Below are 19790 nucleotides of genomic sequence, written 5' to 3'. Positions count from 1 at the left end.
GTGCAATTTCATCTTTCCCGCCCGGACTTCATTTGCTGAATTCCCAGCGTGGTGAATTTGTGGAACAATAGAAAACAGACATAAAATCAAAACTATAGGTGAGCTAGTGATCGATTCGGATGGATTTCGCCCAAATGTTGGTATCGTGCTCGCTAATGAGCAGGGCCAAGTTTTGTGGGCGCGCCGTGTTGGTCAGAGTGCTTGGCAATTTCCGCAGGGCGGTATTCATGAGGGTGAAACACCTGAAGCGGCCCTGTATCGTGAGCTTTATGAAGAAGTCGGACTGCGTGAAGACGACGTTGAATTGCTCGCCTGCACCCGTGGCTGGCTGCGTTACCGTCTGCCTCAGCGCTTGATTCGGCGCGAGAACAAGCCCCTGTGTATTGGCCAAAAGCAGAAATGGTTTTTGCTGCAAATGAAAACCGATGATGCCAAAGTCAGTTTCGATTGCGGCGATAAGGCAGAGTTTGATCATTGGCAGTGGGTGAGCTATTGGTACCCCCTTGGCCAGGTTGTGGCGTTTAAGCGTGAGGTGTATCGGCGGGCCATGAAAGAGCTTGCGCCACGCCATGCACGCTTAGTGAAAGATAGCGGCGGGGATCTTTGCGCAGGTGATTTGCGATGATGCTAGAAGCGCTACGTAGTATTGTTCAGGCGGTTAATGCCGCCGGTGACTTGCAGTCTGCTCTGGATATTATTGTTAGCCGTATCGCCGAAGTAATGGATACCGAAGTGTGTACGGTGTATTTGCGTGACCCCGACTCTAAACGCCTGATTTTTATGGCTAACCAAGGTCTGAACCCAGAATTGATTGGCAAGGTAAGTCTGGGGCCAGATGAAGGCTTGGTGGGCTTGGTGGCTCGCCGTGAGGAGCCGGTTAACTTAGACCACGCCGAGAAACACCCTAATTTCTTGTTTTTGCCTGGTATCGGCGAAGAACATTACCACTCTTTTCTTGGTGCACCGATCATTCATCAGCGCTCGGTGATGGGAGTGCTGGTCGTTCAGCAAAAAGACAGTCGTCGTTTTGACGAAGATGAAGAGGCTTTTCTCGTCACTATGTCGGCTCAGCTAGCTGGGGTTATCGCCCACGCGCGGGCGACGGGCTCAATTAATACCGCGCAGAATACCGTTGGTGCTACCGCGTCATTTAAGGGGATTGCCGGGGCGACCGGGGTGGCGATAGGTCAGGCAGTGGTGATCGTGCCCCTGGCTGAATTGCACTCGGTGCCTCGCCGTCAGAGCGACGACCCGCAGGCAGAGCTCAAAGCCTTTGCTGAGGCGCTGGACGCTGTTCGCGTCGATATTCGCGCTTTAAGCGATAAGTTGCTCACGCAATTACCCGCAGACGAACACGCCTTATTTGATGTGTATCTGCGCATTATTGATGATGGGGCGTGGGCTTCTGAGGTAGTTGCTAAAATAGAGGCGGGCGAGTGGGCGCAAGGTGCCTTGAGTCAGGTGATGTCGAGCCATGTTCGCGCCTTTGAAATGATGGAAGACGCTTATTTCAAAGAGCGAGCAACGGATATCAAGGATTTGGGGCGCCGGGTTTTGTCGTATCTGCAAGCCAGCGATGTAGAGCCTACGGAATACCCTGAAAAAACGATTTTAGTTGGCGAGGAACTCACCGCTTCTATGCTAGGTGACGTGCCTCGAGATCGCTTGGTTGGCATGGTGTCGGTGCGGGGCTCGAGTAACTCCCACGTGGCAATTTTGGCCCGCGCAATGGGCATTCCAACCGTCATGGGGGCCAGCGATTTACCCTATACCCAAATTGAAAATGCCAATCTCATTGTCGACGGCTACTCGGGGTATGTGCACTATAATCCCACGGCTGACGTCTACGAGCATTTTCGCTCGGTCTCTGAAGAAGATCACGCGCTGAATCAGGGCTTGGAGGCTTTACGCGACTTGCCTAGCGAGACGCTTGACGGTCATCGTATGCCGTTGTGGGTTAATACCGGCTTAATGGCTGATGTTGCCCGCTCACTGGATCGGGGCGCCGAAGGTGTTGGCTTATACCGAACGGAGATCCCGTTTTTATTGCGCGAGCGTTTCCCAAGTGAAGAAGAGCAGCGCATTATTTATCGTGAGCAGTTGCTTGCCTTTGCGCCACTGCCGGTTACGATGCGGACCTTAGATATCGGTGGTGATAAGGCCTTACCTTATTTCCCCATTGAGGAGGAAAACCCTTTTCTTGGTTGGCGGGGGATCCGGGTAACCTTGGACCATCCGGAAATATTTCTCGTGCAGGTTCGCGCGATGCTCAAGGCCAGTGAGGGCTTGAATAATTTACGCATTATGCTGCCGATGATCAGTAATGTGCAGGAAGTTGATGAAGCGCTGGAGCTGGTGCGCAGAGCGTTTGACGAATTGCTTGAAGACGGCTGGGATATTAGTCTGCCGCCCATTGGCGTGATGGTTGAGGTGCCTGCTGCGGTTTATCAGGCGCGGCAGCTGGCGCGCCGGGTCGACTTTTTGTCGGTAGGTTCAAATGATTTAACCCAGTATTTACTGGCGGTCGACCGCAATAACACCCGTGTCGCCGATCTCTACCACGCTTATCACCCCGCCGTTTTAAACAGTCTCCAGCAGGTTGTTGACGCCGCTCACGCCGAGGGTAAGCCTGTTGGTATATGCGGTGAGCTAGCTGGAGACCCTGCGGCAGTCTTGATTCTTATGGCTATGGGTTACGATATGTTATCGATGAACGATAACAGCCTGCTGCGGGTTAAGGCGGTTATTCGCAGCTGTCGCTTTGAGGATTTGCAGGGTTTGCTCGATGGCGTGATGGTGGTTGATACCGCTGACGAGGTGAAAGCCCTTTTGCGCAAAGCGATGATTGGTGTTGGCATGGAACGTCTATTGCAGCCGACTGGCAGTGCATAGCGTCCATTTCGTGTTCTAGATCTGAAAATGGTTCAGTGCGCTGACTTGCAGGAAGTTCGGGTCCGCCGAGTTGGTATTATAGCGCTGCTCCCAGAAATCCCAGTGACCATTTTGGTGGCGACTTACCACGCTACTTGAGCGGGTGCCGTAGTTGAAATCGGCTACGCTCACGAAGCGACAAGACAGCGCATGATGAAATGCATCTTGGTGCTGTCCGTTCGGGCTTTTATCTTGCAGCATGGCGAGTAGTGCTAAGTGATCGGCTTTAGTGCTAACTGCGACGTCCATATCGATTTTGCCTTTGGCGGTTTTTTCATTTGTGCTGTTTAGCGGAATATTGCCGATGGCGTGGCAGCCCGGCGGCAATAATTGCCAGCCAGTTTCGCTGTTATTGCTGTAGCCTAGGCGGTGGCCGTCAAAGCCAATAAAGTTAAATGGCCGATAGATGCTTTTTTTTACCTCTAGCTGTTCTAAATAATCAGCTGTTGATTTTTCGCTCAGCAAAAAGTCTTTAACGAGGTCTCCTCGGCTATGCTCGCCGCTGTGTTCGACTTCTCGGAGGTTGGTAACGGCGGCAAAGCGGCCATTGCGACTAATGCCGAGCCAGCTGCCGCCGTGTTCTAAGTCACGCCCCGCCAATATTTGCGGATGGTCTGGCCAAATGTCAGCGGCGAGGCTTGGTCGTGAATAGAATTCATCGCGATTTGCCGCAATAATCAATGGCCGGTCGGGCTGTTGCTGCCATGACAATAAAATTAAACACATGGAGTCATACGCTGTTGTTTGCCGGTGGAGGCCGTCATAATAGCAGCTTTGATGCGAGTCTACTGTGTGATGGTATTGCTAATATATCTTGGGGTGGGCGCGATTGCTGGTTTTGCTGCGGGCTTATTTGGTGTGGGTGGCGGTCTTGTCATTGTGCCTGCCCTAGTGGCGTGCTTCGCAGTGCTGGCCGTGTCCCCGGATATTGCGATGCAACTGGCGGTGGGGACGTCTTTGGCGGCGATTGTGGTCACGTCGATTAGCTCGGTGCGTGCCCATCACCAACTGGGCAATATTGATTGGTCGAGTTGGCGAGGCTTGGCGCCGGGGATCGCTGCTGGTGTTGTTTTTGGCGTGGGGACAGCGAGTTACATGGAGGCCGAGAGTTTGAAGTTGGCCTTTGGTATTTTCTGCCTGCTTATTGCCGGCTATATGGGGCTCGCAATTACACCTGCGGCAAGTAGGGCGCTGCCAGGAACGCTTGGGCTGGCATCGACGGGTGTGGGCATCGGTTATTTTTCGGCCTTGTTTGGTGTCGGTGGTGGCTCGTTAACCGTACCGTATTTAAGTTGGTGCAATATGCGGATGCAGAGGGCGGTCGCAACCTCTGCCGCGTGTGGCTTGCCCATTGCGATTGTGGGGGCGTCGAGTAATGTTGTTGCTGGTTACGGTCATGGCAGCTTGCCTGCCTATAGCACCGGGTTCGTGTATTGGCCTGCACTGCTGGGTTTGGTTTTGCTGAGTGCGCCCTGCGCGAAATGGGGTGCGCGTCTCGCGCAGAGCTTATCTGCAACACATCTTCGTCGCGCGTTTGCCGGTTTTTTGTTAGTGGTTGGTAGTCAATTTATTTGGGGAGCACTGTAGGGCATGTTGAGACATCCTGATATCGATCCAGTTGCCTTGCAGTTGGGGCCATTGTCCATTCATTGGTATGGGCTAATGTATTTAGCGGGCTTTGCCGCTGCGTGGTTTTTGGCTAAGCGTCGCAGCCACCAGCCCTGGAGCCCCCTTAATGAGGCCCAGGTTGAAGATTTGATTTTTTACGGCGCGGTAGGGGTGATCCTGGGCGGCCGCTTTGGCTATGTTATTTTTTATAATTTTCCTCAGTTTTTACAAGATCCGTTGTGGTTGCTCAGAGTCTGGGAAGGTGGCATGGCCTTTCACGGTGGTTTGCTTGGCGTGATTGTCGCGGTTGCCTTGTATGCGCGCAAAATTAAAGTGCCGGTGGCGGCTCTGTGGGATTTTATCGCCCCGTTGGCGCCCATTGGCTTGGGCTTGGGCCGCATTGGCAATTTTATCGGCCAAGAGTTATGGGGTCGCCCTACCGATGGCCCTTTGGGCATGCTGTTTCCCCGCGACCCGTCACAATTGCCTCGACACCCATCGCAGCTATATCAGTTCGCGCTAGAGGGCGTGGTATTGTTTACAATTTTGTTCTTCTTTACGCGTAAGCAGCGGCCACCGTTGGCTGCGGGCGCCTTGTTTTTACTATGTTACGGCAGCTTCCGCTTTTTGGTTGAGTTTGTACGTGAGCCTGATAGCCATATTGGTTTTGACGCCATGGGCTGGCTCACGCGGGGTCAGGAATTGTCGCTGCCAATGATTATTATTGGCGGATTTTTGTTGGTATGGGCTTATACCCGCAATGAATCGGCGCGTAGTGGTACAGCAGCGACTGCTCCAGTGAAGCGCAGAACAACGAAGAAAGTAGGAAAATAGTATGCAACAGTATTTGGATTTGCTGCGGGATGTTCGCGACAATGGCACTGATAAGGGAGACCGTACAGGGGTGGGCACACGCTCAGTATTTGGTCGCCAGCTGCGCTTTGATCTGCAGCAGGGCTTTCCCTTGCTAACAACTAAAAAGGTACATTTACGCAGTATTATTTGCGAGCTAATTTGGTTTTTGCAGGGCAGTTGTGACAATAACTGGTTGCAGGAACGTGGTGTTTCGATCTGGAATGAGTGGGCGCTGGAGAATGGTGACTTGGGCCCGATTTACGGCAAGCAGTGGCGCAGTTGGGCCTGCCCAGATGGCAGCACGATTGATCAGATTAGTGAAGTCGTTGAGATGATTCGTCGCAAGCCAGACTCTCGTCGTTTGCTGGTAAATGCATGGAATCCCGCTGACCTTCCCGATGAGTCTTTGAGTCCCCAAGAAAATGTTCGTCGTGGTCGCGCCGCATTGCCGCCATGCCATACCTTGTTCCAGTTTTATGTGGCTGACGGAAAGCTGTCGTGCCAGCTCTACCAACGCAGTGCAGACCTGTTTCTGGGAGTACCTTTTAATATCGCTAGCTATGCACTGTTGACCCATATGATCGCCCAGCAGTGTGATTTAGAAGTAGGTGATTTTGTACACACCTTTGGCGACTGCCATTTATATCAAAATCACCTAACCGACGAAATTGTTGAAGAGCAGCTGCGTCGCACGCCGCGAGCCCTGCCAAAACTGCTGATAAAGCGTCGTCCTGAATCGGTTTTTGACTATGATTTTGACGACTTTGAGTTTGCGGGCTATGAGCCTCATCCGGCCATAAAAGCCCCAATTGCAATCTGATTTTGGAGATTTCATGACGGTTACGGTTTCTTTGATTGTTGCTATGGCAAATAACCGAGTCATTGGTGTGGGCAATCAATTGCCTTGGCATCTACCGGCGGACTTGAAGCATTTTAAGGCGACGACCTTGGGTAAGCCTATTGTGATGGGGCGTAAAACCTGGGAATCAATCGGTCGCCCACTGCCGGGTCGGAAAAATATTGTTATTAGTCGGCAGCCTGAATATGTGGCTGAGGGGGCTTATGTGGTGCCTAGCTTAAGTGCAGGCTTGGCGTTGGCGCGTGAGCATGCCCTAGCGGAGGGTTTGGCTGAGATTGTGGTGATTGGTGGTGAAACCATTTACCGAAGTGCGCTCAATGAGGCGCAAAAAATCTATCTTACCGAGGTAGATATCAGTCTTGATGGCGACGCGTGGTTTCCGGAATTGGTGGATGCCCAGTGGCGCGAGACGGCGAGAGAGTGTTACCCCATAACAAGTGCCGAAGGTTTAGGCTATAGTTTCGTCACATTGGAGCGCGTTTCGGCTGAGTCGTAGATGGTTTGTACAAATAACAATCAGGTGTTTCGCGTCATAACAAAATCGCGCCCGCTTCGGGCGTTACTTATAATATTTATATTGTTACCTTAATTCTCGAATCTGTAACACATTAACCCAGCCGGAAGGCAAACTATTTTATATTACGAAACATTTAGTTTTCTCGTTGATTCTTATGATTGCTCGTGATTAAAATAAGCTCCGCTGTATGAAAGCACGGTCTTACGACTGGCCGTACGGCTGAACAAGATAATAAGCTCTGCTTTCACTAAACGTCCCAAATAGGAAAAGCAATTCCCATGAAAACGCAACGATTGAAAACAATCGCGCTAGCGGTCGGTATGGCTGTTGGTATGCTGGCTGCGTCGCCGGCCTACTCAGCTGATTCAACTGCTGGACAAGATGCGGCAGCACAACTGCCACCCCCTAAACCACTGATTCCTGTTAGTAAAGTTCTTGAAGTAGGTCAGAAGAGAACGAAGGCAGCGCAACAGTCACAGGTCAAAATTGACCGTCTGGCGGCCGAAACAGGTGATTTGCTCCAAGATTATAAAATCGTGATGAAACAGGTAGATGGTTTGCGCATCTACAATGCTCGTCTAGAAAAGCAAATTGCCGGCCAGTTGCGCCGTATTGCTGGCCTGGAAAAATCTGTTGATGAAGCAACGATTATCCAGCGTCAGATTACTCCTTTATTGATTCGTATGATCGACGGTCTTGAGCAGTTCGTTTCTTTAGACGTGCCGTTCCATATCGATGAGCGTAAAGAGCGTGTTGAGTTCCTGCGTAGCAATATGGACCGCTCAGATATCACGATTGCTGAGAAATTCCGTCAAGTTCTTGAAGCATACAAAATCGAGAACGAATACGGTCGTAAAATTGATAGCTACAAAGGCGTAGCGCTTGTTGCTGGTTCTGAGCGTGATGTTAACTTCTTGCGTATTGGTCGCATTGGCTTAATGTACCAAACCACAGACGGTGAACAGTCTGGTGCTTGGGATCAAGACAAGCGCAGCTGGGTTGAATTGGATGCTGGCGACTACCGCGGCGCGATCCAAAAGGGTCTGCGGATTTCCAATAAGCAGGCTTCTATCGATATTATGAAACTCCCGATTCCTGCTCCGGAGGCTGCGAAATAATGAAACGTAATCTATTTAAAGCCGCAGTGCTTGCCTTTGGCGGTATGATTGCTGTTGCAGCGATGCCCGCTATGGCGGAGGACGCCAAGTCTCTAGATGAACTGCTTAAAATGGTTCGTCAGGGTTATGCGACCGACGCTCGTGAAAACAAAGAGCGCGAACAGCGCTTTGTTGCAGCCCGTTACGACCAGCAAAAAACGCTGGATGAAGCGAAACGTACCTTGGCTGCAGAAGAGAAGCGTTCTTCCAATTTGGAAAAAACCTTTGAAGAAAATGAGACCGTGATCACTGAGCGTCAGCGTACGCTTAAGGAACGTCTGGGTACATTGACTGAGCTGTTTGGTCACCTGACGTCTACTGCTGGTGATTTACGTTCAAACTTCCAATCGTCACTCGTTAGTATCCAGTTCCCACAGCGTGAGCAGTTTATCGACGATTTGATTTCTAAGATGTCTGGTGCAGAAGAGCTGCCAAGCATTGAAGAGATTGAGCGAGTATGGTTTGAACTACAGCGCGAAATGACTGAGTCTGGTCGTGTTGTTAAATTCCGCACTACTGTAACCAGTGCTGGCGGCGAGAAGAGCGAGCAGGACGTTGTCCGTGTTGGTACCTTCAACGCAGTCAATACTGAAGGTGAGTACCTGCAATATATCGCAGAAAACGGCACTTTAGCTGTGTTGTCTCGTCAGCCAACTCGCTACATGGGCTGGGCTGAAGAATTGGCGAACGCTACTTCAGGCATGCACCCCTTCGGTGTTGACCCTACTGGTCCTACCGGTGGCTCTTACCTGGCAGCGTTGATTGATAGCCCAACCTTAACTGAGCGTTGGCATCAGGGTGGTGTGGTTGGTTACGTCATCACTGCAGTTGGTGCACTGGCTATGTTGATCGCGATTTGGCGTCTGATTGTACTTACATTAGAAGACATGAAAGTTGCTAGTCAGCTGAAAACCAAAAAAGCCAACACCAATAACAGCCTTGGTCGTGTATTGAAAGTTCATGAAGATAATCCAAGCATGGATCCTGAAACTCTGGAGCTGAAACTGTCGGAAGCGATTCTGAAAGAGACTCCGCGCCTAGAGAACTCATTGAACCTGCTCAAAATTATCGCCGCAGTTGCCCCGCTACTGGGTCTGCTGGGTACCGTAACCGGTATGATTATCACCTTCCAGGCCATCACCATCTTTGGTGCTGGTGATCCGAAAGCAATGGCTGGCGGTATCTCTGGTGCACTGGTAACTACTGTACTCGGTCTGGTGGTAGCGATCCCAACAGTTCTACTGCACACTTTTGTGAGCGGTCGGGCCAAGAAGATTATCCATGTTCTTGACCAGCAAACTACGGGCATCATTGCCGAACACACGGAAGGTCACGCGGGGAATTAAGCGATGTACCTACTGAATGAATGGGCGGAGATAATTCGACGATTCATGGATGCAGGCGGCGACGTACTTTGGGCCATCGCCGGCCTGACATTTTTGATGTGGACTCTCGCTCTGGAAAGACTTTGGTATTACAAATTTGAGTTGTCGAAAGACGTCAACGGTGCCATTGGCAGCTGGGAGAAACGCACAGAGCGTAAATCCTGGAATGCCAAGCGAATTCGCGAAAAATTGATATCTGAAGTATCAATTAAGATTAATGCGAGTTTGCCAATGATCCAGACAATGGTGGCACTGTGCCCACTGTTAGGGTTGTTGGGTACTGTTACCGGTATGATTGAAGTGTTTAATATCATGGCGGTAACGGGTGGCGGCGATGCTAAATCGATGGCCGGCGGTGTTTCAAAAGCAACAATCCCGACAATGGCGGGTATGGTTGCGGCTTTGTCAGGCGTTTTTATCAATACCTATGTTAAAAGTATTGCAGAGCGTGAGAGCGAGCTTTTGGAAGACCATCTGACAACAGATCACTAAGAGAGCTAACATGAGAAGGAATAAAAGAGGCGGACAAGAGGATAATCCCTCTGAAATAGACTTAACGCCGATGCTCGACGTTGTGTTTATCATGTTGATCTTCTTTATTGTAACAGCGTCCTTTATCAAGGAAGCTGGCGTCGAGGTGAACCGCCCAGACGCATCAACATCAAGTAAAAAAGAGAATGTTAATATTCTGATTGCGGTCACAGCAACCAACGAAATATGGATTGATAAGCGCCGGGTAGATAAGCGCGCAGTTCGCTCAGTTGTAGAGCGGATGCACGCCGAAAATCCAAAAGGTGCCGTGGTAATTCAGGCTGATAAAGCCTCGAATACCGAGACGGTTACTGCGGTTATCGACGCTAGCCGGTCGGCTGGTGTATACGATGTTTCATTGGCCACTGAAGACAGCTGATCAATATGAATATTCGACTTTTATATGGTGCCGCATTGGCATTTGTGGTGACAGCAGCGCTGTTCATCATAATGCCATCGCTTATCGAGATGGCTGATAAAACGCTGGATGAAAAACCGCGTACAAAGCTGGCCGATATTCAAATGCCGGACACCAAGATTGAAACAATGAAGGACAGCAAGCCCGATAAGCCGAAGGAGCCAGATGAGCCACCGCCGGATATGGAGCAGCCTGAGATGGAAGACATCAATCCAAATATGGATGTTGTCAATATGACGCCAGCTCAGAGTGTCGATTTAACAAATACCGCCGGGGGGCTTTCCGCCTCAGATGGTGAATATTTGCCAATCGTCAAAGTTGCACCGATATATCCGCGTCGTGCGCAGAGTCGAGGTGTTACGGGTTATTGTACGGTTGAGTACACGGTAACAAAAGCGGGTACTACCCGTGATATCGTGGCAGTCGACTGCGAGCCGTCCGGTTATTTTGAGCGCGCTTCTATAAAAGCCGCAGAGAAGTTTAAGTACAAACCGCGTGTGTCCGACGGCGAGCCTATTGAGGTGCCGGGCATTCAAAACCGGTTCACTTATGAGTTGGAAAAATAATGTCTGATTATCACTCGAGCACTAAAGCGATGCGTCCGGTGTTGGTCAAGCTGGGCTGCTCTCTGGTCTTAGGTGTTGCCACTGTTCTAGCTCTGCCGGTGGTAAGCACCGCCGTGCAGCCGCTGGTTGGTGAGCTAAGCGTGGGTATTGCCCACGCTGCCGACAGATCAGAGAAGCCCAAGCGTAGCACACGTAGAACACCAGCAATCCGCGCTAAAATTTATGAAAAATTAAATGAAGCGCAGATGGCTGCGGACGAAAAAAAATACAGTCAGGCGATTAACCTACTGAATGAACTCCGCGATAAAGAAGGACGGAATTCACTCAATAGCTATGAGCTTGCCAACCTCTATAATATGTACGCGTTTATTTATTTTACGCAAGAAAAGTACAATTTGGCCTTGGATGCATACCGCAACGTGGTTAAGCAGCCGGATATTCCGGAAGCGATGGAGTTAAATACTAAATACACCATTGCTCAGCTTTACTTCGTGAAAGAGGATTACAGAAACGGTGTAAACACTCTTTTGGAATGGTTTAAGGCAAAGCAAGAGATGCAAGAAGATCCGGGCGCTGGTGCTTACGCATTATTGTCGCAGGGTTACTACCAGCTAAAGGACTTAGACAAGGCGCTGAAGTACATTGAGGTCGCTATCAATGACTACACCAGCCGAGGCAAGGTTCCTAAAGAGCAATGGTGGGGCTTGCAGCGCTATTTGTACTATGAAAAGAACGACATTAAACGTGTAACTGCGATTCTTGAAGAAACGCTGAAGCACTACCAGAAGAAAGCCTATTGGCTTCAACTTTCAGCCATGTATAACGAGCTGAAAATGGAGAGTAAGTCGACTGCAGCAATGGAGACGGCATACACCGAAGGTGTTCTGGATAATGACAAAGAGCTAATTAACATGGCGTATCTCTTCCTGTCTCAGGAAGTGCCCTATAAAGCAGCTAAGGTTCTGGATAAAGGGATTAAGAAAGGCGATATCCCTGCTACCTCTAAGAATCTCGAATTGCTGGGTAACGCTTGGCGTCAGGCTCAGGAGCTAAAGCGCGCAATTCCAGAAATGGAAAAAGCGGCTGCCAAGTCTGATAAAGGTGAGCTTTGGTCGCGTTTAGGGAATATATACCTCGATAATGATGAGTTTGATAAAGCTGAAAAGGCAATTGAAAACGCATTCAAAAAGGGTGACCTCAAGCGTCCAGATACCGCCTATTTAGTGCTGGGTATGGCTCGTTTTAACCTGCAGGAATACGAGGGTGCCAAAAAGGCCTTTAAAGAAGCAGCAAAAAGCGAGAAATCCAAGGACTATGCTAAGCAGTGGATGCAGTTCATGGAAAAAGAACTGGAGCGTCAAGAAGCCTTGAAAGACGGCTGATCTAAACTTGATGTTTTGTGAAAAGGCACCTGCGGGTGCCTTTTTTGTTTGTGTATTTTGCACTGTTTAGTGGACGTTAACAGCTGCGCTTTCTATAGTCTTTAGACGTCAATGAAGTTGGTAGCAGTCATGGGTTTGAGCTTTTGCCGTCGGTGCAGATATATAATGATGCTGTACTGTGCTATCGCCCTGCTTTATGTTCCCCCTGCCTTCGCCCGCTCACTCGACGCTGATACTCCCCAGTCTAGTTTTATCACTCGATCGTTATTAAGCGCTGAAGAGACTCGTGATGAATGGTCAGAGTCCTGGGTCGATTTTGCCGAAGGCGTCGACCGCTACTTCAGTAAAGAGGATGCCCCCCCAGATTACAAAAATGAAAGCTACGTGAAACTCCAATTTAAGCAGACCTGGGAGGAACACGGCGAAATTCAGACTGACGTCCGGGTGAAAGCGAAGTTTGATTTACCCAATACTCAGCGCAAAATGAAATTGTTTTTTAGCAGCGACGAGGCGAGTGAAAACTCGCTAGAAGAGCGGGTGCGGAGCAATTCCACCGGCGAACGTTTTAATCGCAAAGAATCTGTGTCAGGGATCGAAATTAGCCCTGATAGTGAGTGGCATAAATGGAAACGATCCGCTCGTGTCGGTGTCAAATTGCGCGCGCCACTGGTTGGTTTTGGTCGCTATCGTTTGCGCCGACCCTTTGATAAATGGGGCGAATGGACGCCTGAGTTTTTGCAGGAAGTTTGGTATTTCAGCGACCGAGGCTGGGGTGAGACCTCGGAGTTTGAGCTGACGAGACCTTTAGGTGAGCGCATGGGCTTGCGCTATTGGACGGTGCTTGAGTATGAAGATCAGTATGATTTTTTCCAAAACGTGCATGTCTACTCCTTAACTCAGGGGCTTTCGGATCGGACTGCCATGGAGTACCGCGCGGGCTTGGTTTTTTCCAATGAGTTTCAAGCTCAATTAACAGCCTATTTCGTTGGCACCAGTTACACCTACAAACTTTATGAAGAGTGGGTTTTTGTAACGGCAAGCCCCGAAGTCTTTTTTCCTAAAGCGGATGGATGGAATGCCGAGGCGAGCTTTACTATTAAGCTGGACGTCTATTTTTCCCATTAGCCATGGCTTGCTTAAACAATAATATCGATCTTAGCGTTACCGGAATATTCAGTGCGGCTCTCGGTTTGTGCTAAGTCGAATTGAATACCGTGCATTAAAAGTGGCGCGGAATATGCTTGTTCAAGCTTGTCTGCGCATAAAGGCATAGGCCGTGTCACACTAATGCAGTAGCTATTGCATAGGGTAGGCGTATATTTTGTCGGGTCTGCCGTTGCCCTGAGATAAGGGCGATATGGTGGACGATTGCTTGGCCACTTAATGATCAATCAGCTTTGATTGAAATGCGGTTTCCGCAGGAGATGTAATGACAATTCGCGTGGCAATTCACCACAAAACCTATTACAAGTTTGATCGTTTAGTTAACTTGTCACCTCACATTATTCGCCTTCGGCCAGCGCCGCATAGCCGCACCCCAATTCATAGCTATAGCATGAAGGTCGTTCCAGAGGCGCATTTTTTAAATTGGCAACAAGATGCCTTTGGGAATTACCTTGGCCGCTTAGTGTTTCCTGAGAAAACCGATAAGTTTTCTATTGAGGTAGAGGTTATCGCCGACATGACGGTGATAAATCCCTTTGACTTTTTTCTTGAAGAATACGCTGAAAACTTCCCCTTTTACTATAAGAAACAGCTTAAAAAAGAGCTTGCTCCCTATTTGGAAAAGGAAAAACAAGGGAAAGTTTTTAATAAGCTAGTAAGGTCGATCTCTAAAGCGCCAAGAAGAATGAACGACTTTTTGGTTGAAGTGAATCAGATACTCGAAAAGAAAATAGAATATTGCATACGCTTTGAGCCAGGTGTGCAAACACCAGAAGAAACGCTGAGCCTCGCCAAGGGATCATGTCGAGATTCAGCATGGTTGTTAGTACAAATTTTCCGTCATCTAGGTTTAGCTGCACGTTTTGCGTCGGGTTATTTAGTGCAGCTGAGCTCTGACGAGAAATCTTTGGATGGCCCCAGTGGTCCAGAAAAGGATTTTACCGATTTGCATGCCTGGTGCGAGGTGTATATTCCGGGCGCAGGGTGGATAGGGCTAGATCCTACTTCTGGCCTGTTTGCCAGCGAAGGCCATATACCGCTGGCATGCACGCCGGACCCGGTCTCTGCGGCCCCGATCGAAGGCTACACCGATGAGTGTGAAGTAGAGTTCGACTACTCCAATGAAGTTGAGCGTGCCCATGAAGATCCCCGGGTCACCAAGCCCTATAGCGACGCCCAGTGGGCCGATATTCTTTTGCTTGGAGATGCGGTTGATCGCGATCTGGTGGCCAAAGATGTTCGCCTAACAATGGGAGGCGAGCCGACGTTTGTGTCGGTAGACGATATGGAATCCGCGCAGTGGAATATTGACGCCCTTGGCGCCGATAAGCTGCGTTTGGCTAAGACCTTATTATTGAAATTGCGCAATCATTTTGCGCCCATGGGCTTATTGCATTACGGCCAAGGCAAGTGGTATCCCGGTGAAGAAGTACCGCGCTGGGCGCTGGGTCTATTTTGGCGTAAAGATGGTGAGGCGCTTTGGACCAAGCCTGAATTATTAGCGCGGGTTGATCAGGATTATGGCCACACCGTTAAAAACGCGGAAAAATTTGCCGTTACATTGGCTGGATTATTGAGCTTGCCCAAGGACTATGTGCAGCCCGCGTACGAAGATGCTCTGCACTATCTTTTACAAGAACAAAAAATTCCTAAAAATATAGATATTCTCGCCGCCAAAATCAGTGACGATTTAGGTCGCCGCCGTTTGGCTAGGCTACTAGAACAGGGTTTTAAAGATCCTAGCGGTTATATAGTGCCTTTGGCTTGCGATCCCGCTAGTGGCGAATGGACGAGTAGTATTTGGAATGTAAAACGTGAGCGCCTTATCCTGACACCGGGTGATTCGCCAATGGGTTTACGCCTGCCGTTAGGAGATTTGCCTGAATCAACAGCACCAGATATACCCGCTGATCGCGACCCCTTTGATCCTCGTGGTAATTTACAGACACGAGAGGATATTCATTTTCCACTGGAATCGAACCCGCCAACCCCGCAGAAATTACACGCTGCGAGTAGGGCAGTTGCTGACGCAGTCGACGACAGTGTGCCACTGGTTCGCACTGCGATGTGTATTGAAGCGCGGGGCGGTAAAGTCCATGTCTTTATGCCGCCCTTACACAGTTTAGAACACTATATTGAACTGGTAGCGGCTATTGAAGAAACTGCCGATGAGCTGGCTGTGCCCGTCATCATTGAGGGCTATGAACCACCTCGTGATCCACGTATCCAAAAGCTACTGGTTACGCCAGACCCAGGCGTCATTGAAGTGAACGTACACCCAACGTCGAATTGGCAGGAGCTGGTTGCAAACACGACTGAGCTTTACGCAGCAGCGCGAGAGTGTCGCTTGGGCGCTGAAAAATTTATGCTCGATGGTCGTCATACCGGTACCGGCGGCGGCAACCATATCACCCTTGGCGGCGCCACGCCGGCCGATAGCCCGATCCTGCGCCGCCCGGACTTACTGCGCAGTTTGGTCACCTTTTGGCAGCACCATCCAAGCTTGTCGTATATATTTTCTGGTGCGTTTGTAGGCCCAACCAGTCAGGCGCCCCGCGTCGATGAAGGGCGGGACGAAATGCTCTACGAGATGGAGATAGCCTTTCAGCAAATGCCCGAAGGATTGGCGGATCAGCCTTGGCTGGTTGACCGGCTAATGCGGAACTTGCTGATTGATATCACCGGCAACACCCATCGCGCTGAATTCTGTATTGATAAACTGTATGCGCCAAATAGCGCTACCGGCCGTTTGGGATTGTTAGAGTTTCGCGGATTTGAAATGCCGCCGCACAGCCGCATGGCGCTGGTTCAGGCACTATTGATTCGCACCTTGGTCGGTCGATTTTGGGCTGAACCTTATAAAAAGCCGCTGGTGCGCTGGGGTACGGCTTTGCACGACAAGTTTATGATGCCGCATTATTTGTGGCAGGACATGAACGAAGTCGTCACCGACCTGCAGGAGCATGGCTATCCCTTCAAGGCGGAGTGGCTATTACCCTTTGAGGAGTTTCGCTTTCCGCATTATGGCCGAGTAAAGCTCGACGAGATTGAAATTGAACTGCGCTGGGCGGTTGAACCGTGGAATGTGCTGGGTGAGGAAGTGGGTAGTTTCGGCACCGCTCGCTATGTGGATTCATCGGTGGAGCGTTTGCAGGTGAAGGTCACTGGGCTAACCGATGGCCGCTATATACTTGCCTGTAACGGACGGCGCGTGCCGCTGCGCAATACCGCCACGCACGGTGAATATGTGGCCGGTGTGCGCTACCGCGCGTGGGCGCCGCCATCCGCCTTGCACCCTACCATCGGAGTGCACACGCCGCTTATATTCGATCTAATCGATACCTGGACTGGGCGCTCTATGGGTGGCTGTAGCTACCATGTATCTCACCCCGGCGGGCGCAGCTACGAGACCTTCCCCGTGAATGCAATGGAAGCGGAGGCTCGGCGTGGCAATCGCTTTGGCACGCTAGAGCATACCCCCGGTCCCTATACGCCACGACCGGATTTGGACGCAGTGCGGGAGTTCTTTACTGAGCCGCCGCGCCCCTTGGCGCCGCCGCCGGAGGAAGCGCCGGGGGAGTATCCCCATACATTGGATTTGCGTCGTAAGCCAAACTGGATCGGTTAACAACAGTAAGGTTTGTCCACAACATTAAGGCCATGTCGCGAGTGAGAAATTGCACTAGCGCATGGCCTTTTTTGCAACTGGCAGCTGGTTTCTTACGTGGTAGATTGGTATAGGTCGTTGCCAAACTCAAGATTGAGAATAATAAAATGACGAACAAATTTGATTACGTCAAAACCCGTCGCGACGAAGTCGACGCTATCCCGGTTAAATGGCAGGCTACTGTCCAGCGTGTGATGAAATATTTCACCCGCTTTAATGTTTGGGTATACAAGAAAAGCAGTGGCCGCTTAATGAAGAATTTCCCCGGCGGCTTTCCAATTTGTATCGTTGGGATGACGGGTAGGCGATCCGGCGAGCGTCGGGAAATAGCCTTGATCCACCTGCCTTGGAATGACAAAAAGCTGTTGGTTGCCTCGCAAGGCGGAATGGAGAAACACCCGCTGTGGTATTTTAATATCGCTGCCGACCCCAATATCGATATTATGGTTGGTGGCACCACCCAGCGTTATCTTGCGCGTCAGGCCAGCGCAGAAGAAAAGCGTGAGCTGTGGCCCCACCTGTTGAGTCTATACCCAGATTTTGACCAGTACCAAGCTCGGACTGATCGCGATATTCCCGTTTTTATATGCTCGTTGGCAACAGATAACACAGAGGATTAACGATATTGGACTCACCTTTGGCCCGTGATCAGCAGCGCCGTTTGGCAATGCATGGCTTTATCATCTTATTTCTAGGTTTGCTGGCGGGTATCGGTTTTTCCTACGCCGCTGCCACCGTGGACACTAGCGATCCAAGCTACGGCGCGTGGCGATTCGCCCATATGGAGGGCATCATTAATGGCCTGCTGGTCTTGGCCGTGGCCGGTATTTGGTTGCGTATCAATTTACGTGGCGCGCTTATTGGCGTGGCGCGAATCGTCTTAGTATTAGGTTGTTATGCGAATATTATTGGACCAGTAATCAATGCCTTGTTTATTGGCAAGCGTCTTGTTGCACCAGAAACCGCCTTGGAGGCACTCGTGGTTTATGGTTTCTATATTCCTGGCACACTGCCGCTGCTGGCGTTGCCGGTATTTGTAATGAATCTTTATCGCCAGCGTGCCGACTTAGTGTGAACTGTTCCCCGTCAAGGTACTTGGAATGTAGGTAGTATCAGCATTTTAAATAACCTCCATCCTCCTCGGGGTTGTTGCGGGCAAATGGATTGCAAGCATGAATAATAAAGCGCGACCGTTCTTCGTACTCATTACAGTGCTCACACTTGCGGCAGTTTTACCGAGCTGCAAAAGCAATGGTCGGTCTACGCCGGGATCCGTGAGTGATAATGGCAATGCCTGTGCGGCGCCAGCGCAAACCCCCGATACTGTGCCGCGTTTGCAGCGCGATGGCCGTTGGCTGGTCGATCACCACCATCGCGTGGTAATCAGTCACGGCGTCAACCTAGTATGGAAATTGGCGCCGTATTTTCCGCCCAATAACCTTGAGGGTTTCACCGCTGCTGATGCTGATTGGCTGGTGGAGCATGGCTTTAATAGCGCGCGTATTGGTACCTTGTGGACTGGTGTCTCGCCCGATGCGCCGGGGCAAATCGATCAAAGCTATCTCATTGCGTGGGATCGTATTGTGCAGTTACTCGCTGAGCGGGGCATTTGGATACTCTTCGATTTTCATCAGGATATGCTCGGCGAGCTATATCAGGGCGAAGGTGTTCCAGAGTGGGGCATTCCCAGCGGTGTAACGACCACGGTGTTGGGCTCGCCCGCACTGGGCTTCCCCTTTAATTATTTTACGCCTCAGGTTTCAGAAGCTTTCGACAATTTATGGGCCGAGCAAGGCCAGATTTGGCAGGGATTTAGCGCTGCTTGGCAGGCTGTGGCTAGCAAGTGGGCCGAGCAAAAATATTCTATGGGTTACGACCTGCTGAACGAACCCTGGGCCGGCTTAGAGTGGGCGACCTGTATTGTGCCGGAGCTGGGTTGTCCAGCATCCGACCGCGAAATTCAGCCATTTTTTGAGCAGGCGATCTCTGCTATTCGCGATGTCGACCGCAAAAATATGGTATGGATTGAACCGCAGTTGTTGGCGGGTGGCACTGGCACACCGACCGGATTTACGCCAATTGCGGGGGAGTCTCAGCTCGGTTATTCCGTTCACAATTACTGCCCGCTGACCGCATTTTTGCAGGCTGCGGATCTTGGTCTACCGATTCCAGATGTGCTGCCCGATACCTGTGAAAACTTTGAGGCCAAGGTCTTTGAGCAAGCGCGAATCACAAGTGCAAGAATTGGCGCTGTGGAACTGGTGACCGAATTTGGTGCGAGCGATGATCCAGTGCTCTTAAATAGGGTGGCGAATTTGGCCGACAATCATTTAACCGGATGGCAATATTGGGCTTACAAAAATTGGAATGATCCCACTACCCAATCACAGGAAAGCGGCGCCCAAGGTCTGTTTGCCGACGACCGCGATTTAACAACTGCCAAGCTCGATAAGCTAAAGGAGTTGGAGCGCAGTTACCCCCAAGCCACGGCGGGTATTCCCTTGGAATTGTCTTTTGATACGATAAGCGGTGATTTTCATTATCGTTACCAAATTCGCCCCGCCAATGCTAACACCGAAATTTACCTGCCTAAACTCCATTACCCCGCTGGCTATAAAGTAACGCTCAGTGGCGCGACAGTAATGTCAGCGGCAAACGACAGCGTGTTAATTCTTCAGAACAACAGTTGCGAGGGTGAAGTCGAGGTCGTGGTTAGCAAATTACTGTGATTCATCTATCACCTCAGGCCT

The 19790-nt window shown here is 50.4% G+C and carries 18 protein-coding genes; 17 read left to right on the top strand and 1 reads right to left on the bottom strand.

All coding sequences use genetic code 11. From position 1 onward, the window contains the following. Nucleotides 1–106 precede the first annotated feature (106 nt). Nucleotides 107–625, top strand: a complete 519-nt coding sequence (gene rppH, locus AZF00_RS16560) for an RNA pyrophosphohydrolase (protein WP_008252319.1) — start codon at nucleotides 107–109, stop codon at nucleotides 623–625. Then, the gene (gene ptsP / locus AZF00_RS16555) at nucleotides 625–2892 is read left to right on the top strand and encodes a phosphoenolpyruvate--protein phosphotransferase (RefSeq protein WP_062384888.1); all 2268 of its coding nucleotides are present in this window, start codon (nucleotides 625–627) and stop codon (nucleotides 2890–2892) included. Before rppH ends, ptsP begins: the two co-directional genes overlap by 1 nt. Before the next feature lie 15 nt (nucleotides 2893–2907). Here ptsP and AZF00_RS16550 read toward each other — a convergent pair whose 3' ends face one another. Next, nucleotides 2908–3657, bottom strand: coding sequence for an NRDE family protein (locus AZF00_RS16550; protein ID WP_008252317.1), 750 nt, complete (start codon nucleotides 3655–3657; stop codon nucleotides 2908–2910). A 69-nt stretch (nucleotides 3658–3726) separates the two neighbouring features. Between AZF00_RS16550 and AZF00_RS16545 the strand changes: the two genes are divergently transcribed. The 15 genes from AZF00_RS16545 (at nucleotide 3727) to AZF00_RS16475 (ending at nucleotide 19769) form a co-directional block, all read left to right on the top strand. Continuing rightward, nucleotides 3727–4518 carry a sulfite exporter TauE/SafE family protein gene (locus AZF00_RS16545; protein ID WP_040804297.1) on the top strand — a complete coding sequence of 264 codons (792 nt, stop codon included), beginning with the start codon at nucleotides 3727–3729 and terminating at the stop codon, nucleotides 4516–4518. A 3-nt stretch (nucleotides 4519–4521) separates the two neighbouring features. Beyond that, complete coding sequence (gene lgt / locus AZF00_RS16540; protein WP_062384282.1) at nucleotides 4522–5373, top strand: prolipoprotein diacylglyceryl transferase; 852 nt, start codon at nucleotides 4522–4524, stop codon at nucleotides 5371–5373. A gap of 1 nt (nucleotide 5374) precedes the next feature. Continuing rightward, nucleotides 5375–6214, top strand: a complete 840-nt coding sequence (locus AZF00_RS16535) for a thymidylate synthase (RefSeq protein ID WP_008252314.1) — start codon at nucleotides 5375–5377, stop codon at nucleotides 6212–6214. A gap of 13 nt (nucleotides 6215–6227) precedes the next feature. Next, entirely contained in the window at nucleotides 6228–6749 is a 522-nt protein-coding gene (locus AZF00_RS16530) for a dihydrofolate reductase (protein WP_062384279.1), read from the top strand. Between the two features lie 299 nt (nucleotides 6750–7048). Continuing rightward, nucleotides 7049–7888 (top strand): DUF3450 domain-containing protein, encoded by an 840-nt coding sequence (locus tag AZF00_RS16525; protein WP_062384276.1) that lies wholly within the window; start codon nucleotides 7049–7051, stop codon nucleotides 7886–7888. After that, a complete protein-coding gene (locus AZF00_RS16520; RefSeq protein WP_062384272.1) occupies nucleotides 7888–9273 on the top strand; it encodes a MotA/TolQ/ExbB proton channel family protein in 1386 nt (461 codons plus the stop codon). Before AZF00_RS16525 ends, AZF00_RS16520 begins: the two co-directional genes overlap by 1 nt. 3 nt (nucleotides 9274–9276) lie before the next feature. Then, complete coding sequence (locus AZF00_RS16515; protein ID WP_008252310.1) at nucleotides 9277–9804, top strand: MotA/TolQ/ExbB proton channel family protein; 528 nt, start codon at nucleotides 9277–9279, stop codon at nucleotides 9802–9804. 10 nt (nucleotides 9805–9814) lie between these two features. Next, on the top strand, nucleotides 9815–10222 hold the full coding sequence (locus tag AZF00_RS16510; RefSeq protein ID WP_008252309.1) for an ExbD/TolR family protein: 408 nt from the start codon (nucleotides 9815–9817) through the stop codon (nucleotides 10220–10222). 5 nt (nucleotides 10223–10227) lie between these two features. Continuing rightward, the gene (locus AZF00_RS16505; protein ID WP_008252308.1) at nucleotides 10228–10827 is read left to right on the top strand and encodes an energy transducer TonB; all 600 of its coding nucleotides are present in this window, start codon (nucleotides 10228–10230) and stop codon (nucleotides 10825–10827) included. Next, the gene (locus tag AZF00_RS16500; protein ID WP_008252307.1) at nucleotides 10827–12209 is read left to right on the top strand and encodes a tetratricopeptide repeat protein; all 1383 of its coding nucleotides are present in this window, start codon (nucleotides 10827–10829) and stop codon (nucleotides 12207–12209) included. The genes AZF00_RS16505 and AZF00_RS16500 overlap by 1 nt, the downstream gene beginning before the upstream one ends. Before the next feature lie 165 nt (nucleotides 12210–12374). Beyond that, nucleotides 12375–13334 carry a hypothetical protein gene (locus AZF00_RS16495; protein WP_062384269.1) on the top strand — a complete coding sequence of 320 codons (960 nt, stop codon included), beginning with the start codon at nucleotides 12375–12377 and terminating at the stop codon, nucleotides 13332–13334. 304 nt (nucleotides 13335–13638) lie between these two features. Further along, nucleotides 13639–17001: a transglutaminase family protein gene (locus tag AZF00_RS16490; RefSeq protein WP_062384266.1), complete on the top strand. Its 3363-nt coding sequence runs from the start codon at nucleotides 13639–13641 to the stop codon at nucleotides 16999–17001. A gap of 146 nt (nucleotides 17002–17147) precedes the next feature. Beyond that, a complete protein-coding gene (locus AZF00_RS16485) occupies nucleotides 17148–17660 on the top strand; it encodes a nitroreductase family deazaflavin-dependent oxidoreductase (RefSeq protein ID WP_062384262.1) in 513 nt (170 codons plus the stop codon). 5 nt (nucleotides 17661–17665) lie between these two features. After that, nucleotides 17666–18115, top strand: a complete 450-nt coding sequence (locus AZF00_RS16480; protein ID WP_156474871.1) for a styrene oxide isomerase — start codon at nucleotides 17666–17668, stop codon at nucleotides 18113–18115. Nucleotides 18116–18212: 97 nt separating this feature from the next. Further along, on the top strand, nucleotides 18213–19769 hold the full coding sequence (locus tag AZF00_RS16475; protein ID WP_062384255.1) for a cellulase family glycosylhydrolase: 1557 nt from the start codon (nucleotides 18213–18215) through the stop codon (nucleotides 19767–19769). Nucleotides 19770–19790 lie beyond the last annotated feature (21 nt).

The sequence above is a fragment of the Zhongshania aliphaticivorans genome (genome assembly GCF_001586255.1).
Lineage (GTDB): Bacteria > Pseudomonadota > Gammaproteobacteria > Pseudomonadales > Spongiibacteraceae > Spongiibacter > Spongiibacter aliphaticivorans.
This window is presented reverse-complemented; position numbering and strand designations above follow the sequence as displayed.

Bases quoted from the DNA above. Each gene is read 5' to 3' on its own strand.
- ptsP (WP_062384888.1), top strand. From the start codon at position 625: ATGCTAGAAGCGCTACGTAGTATTGTTCAGGCGGTTAATGCCGCCGGT.
- AZF00_RS16550 (WP_008252317.1), bottom strand. From the start codon at position 3,657: ATGTGTTTAATTTTATTGTCATGGCAGCAACAGCCCGACCGGCCATTG.
- AZF00_RS16545 (WP_040804297.1), top strand. From the start codon at position 3,727: ATGGTATTGCTAATATATCTTGGGGTGGGCGCGATTGCTGGTTTTGCT.
- lgt (WP_062384282.1), top strand. From the start codon at position 4,522: ATGTTGAGACATCCTGATATCGATCCAGTTGCCTTGCAGTTGGGGCCA.
- AZF00_RS16535 (WP_008252314.1), top strand. From the start codon at position 5,375: ATGCAACAGTATTTGGATTTGCTGCGGGATGTTCGCGACAATGGCACT.
- AZF00_RS16530 (WP_062384279.1), top strand. From the start codon at position 6,228: ATGACGGTTACGGTTTCTTTGATTGTTGCTATGGCAAATAACCGAGTC.
- AZF00_RS16525 (WP_062384276.1), top strand. From the start codon at position 7,049: ATGAAAACGCAACGATTGAAAACAATCGCGCTAGCGGTCGGTATGGCT.
- AZF00_RS16520 (WP_062384272.1), top strand. From the start codon at position 7,888: ATGAAACGTAATCTATTTAAAGCCGCAGTGCTTGCCTTTGGCGGTATG.
- AZF00_RS16515 (WP_008252310.1), top strand. From the start codon at position 9,277: ATGTACCTACTGAATGAATGGGCGGAGATAATTCGACGATTCATGGAT.
- AZF00_RS16510 (WP_008252309.1), top strand. From the start codon at position 9,815: ATGAGAAGGAATAAAAGAGGCGGACAAGAGGATAATCCCTCTGAAATA.
- AZF00_RS16505 (WP_008252308.1), top strand. From the start codon at position 10,228: ATGAATATTCGACTTTTATATGGTGCCGCATTGGCATTTGTGGTGACA.
- AZF00_RS16500 (WP_008252307.1), top strand. From the start codon at position 10,827: ATGTCTGATTATCACTCGAGCACTAAAGCGATGCGTCCGGTGTTGGTC.
- AZF00_RS16495 (WP_062384269.1), top strand. From the start codon at position 12,375: ATGATGCTGTACTGTGCTATCGCCCTGCTTTATGTTCCCCCTGCCTTC.
- AZF00_RS16490 (WP_062384266.1), top strand. From the start codon at position 13,639: ATGACAATTCGCGTGGCAATTCACCACAAAACCTATTACAAGTTTGAT.
- AZF00_RS16485 (WP_062384262.1), top strand. From the start codon at position 17,148: ATGACGAACAAATTTGATTACGTCAAAACCCGTCGCGACGAAGTCGAC.
- AZF00_RS16475 (WP_062384255.1), top strand. From the start codon at position 18,213: ATGAATAATAAAGCGCGACCGTTCTTCGTACTCATTACAGTGCTCACA.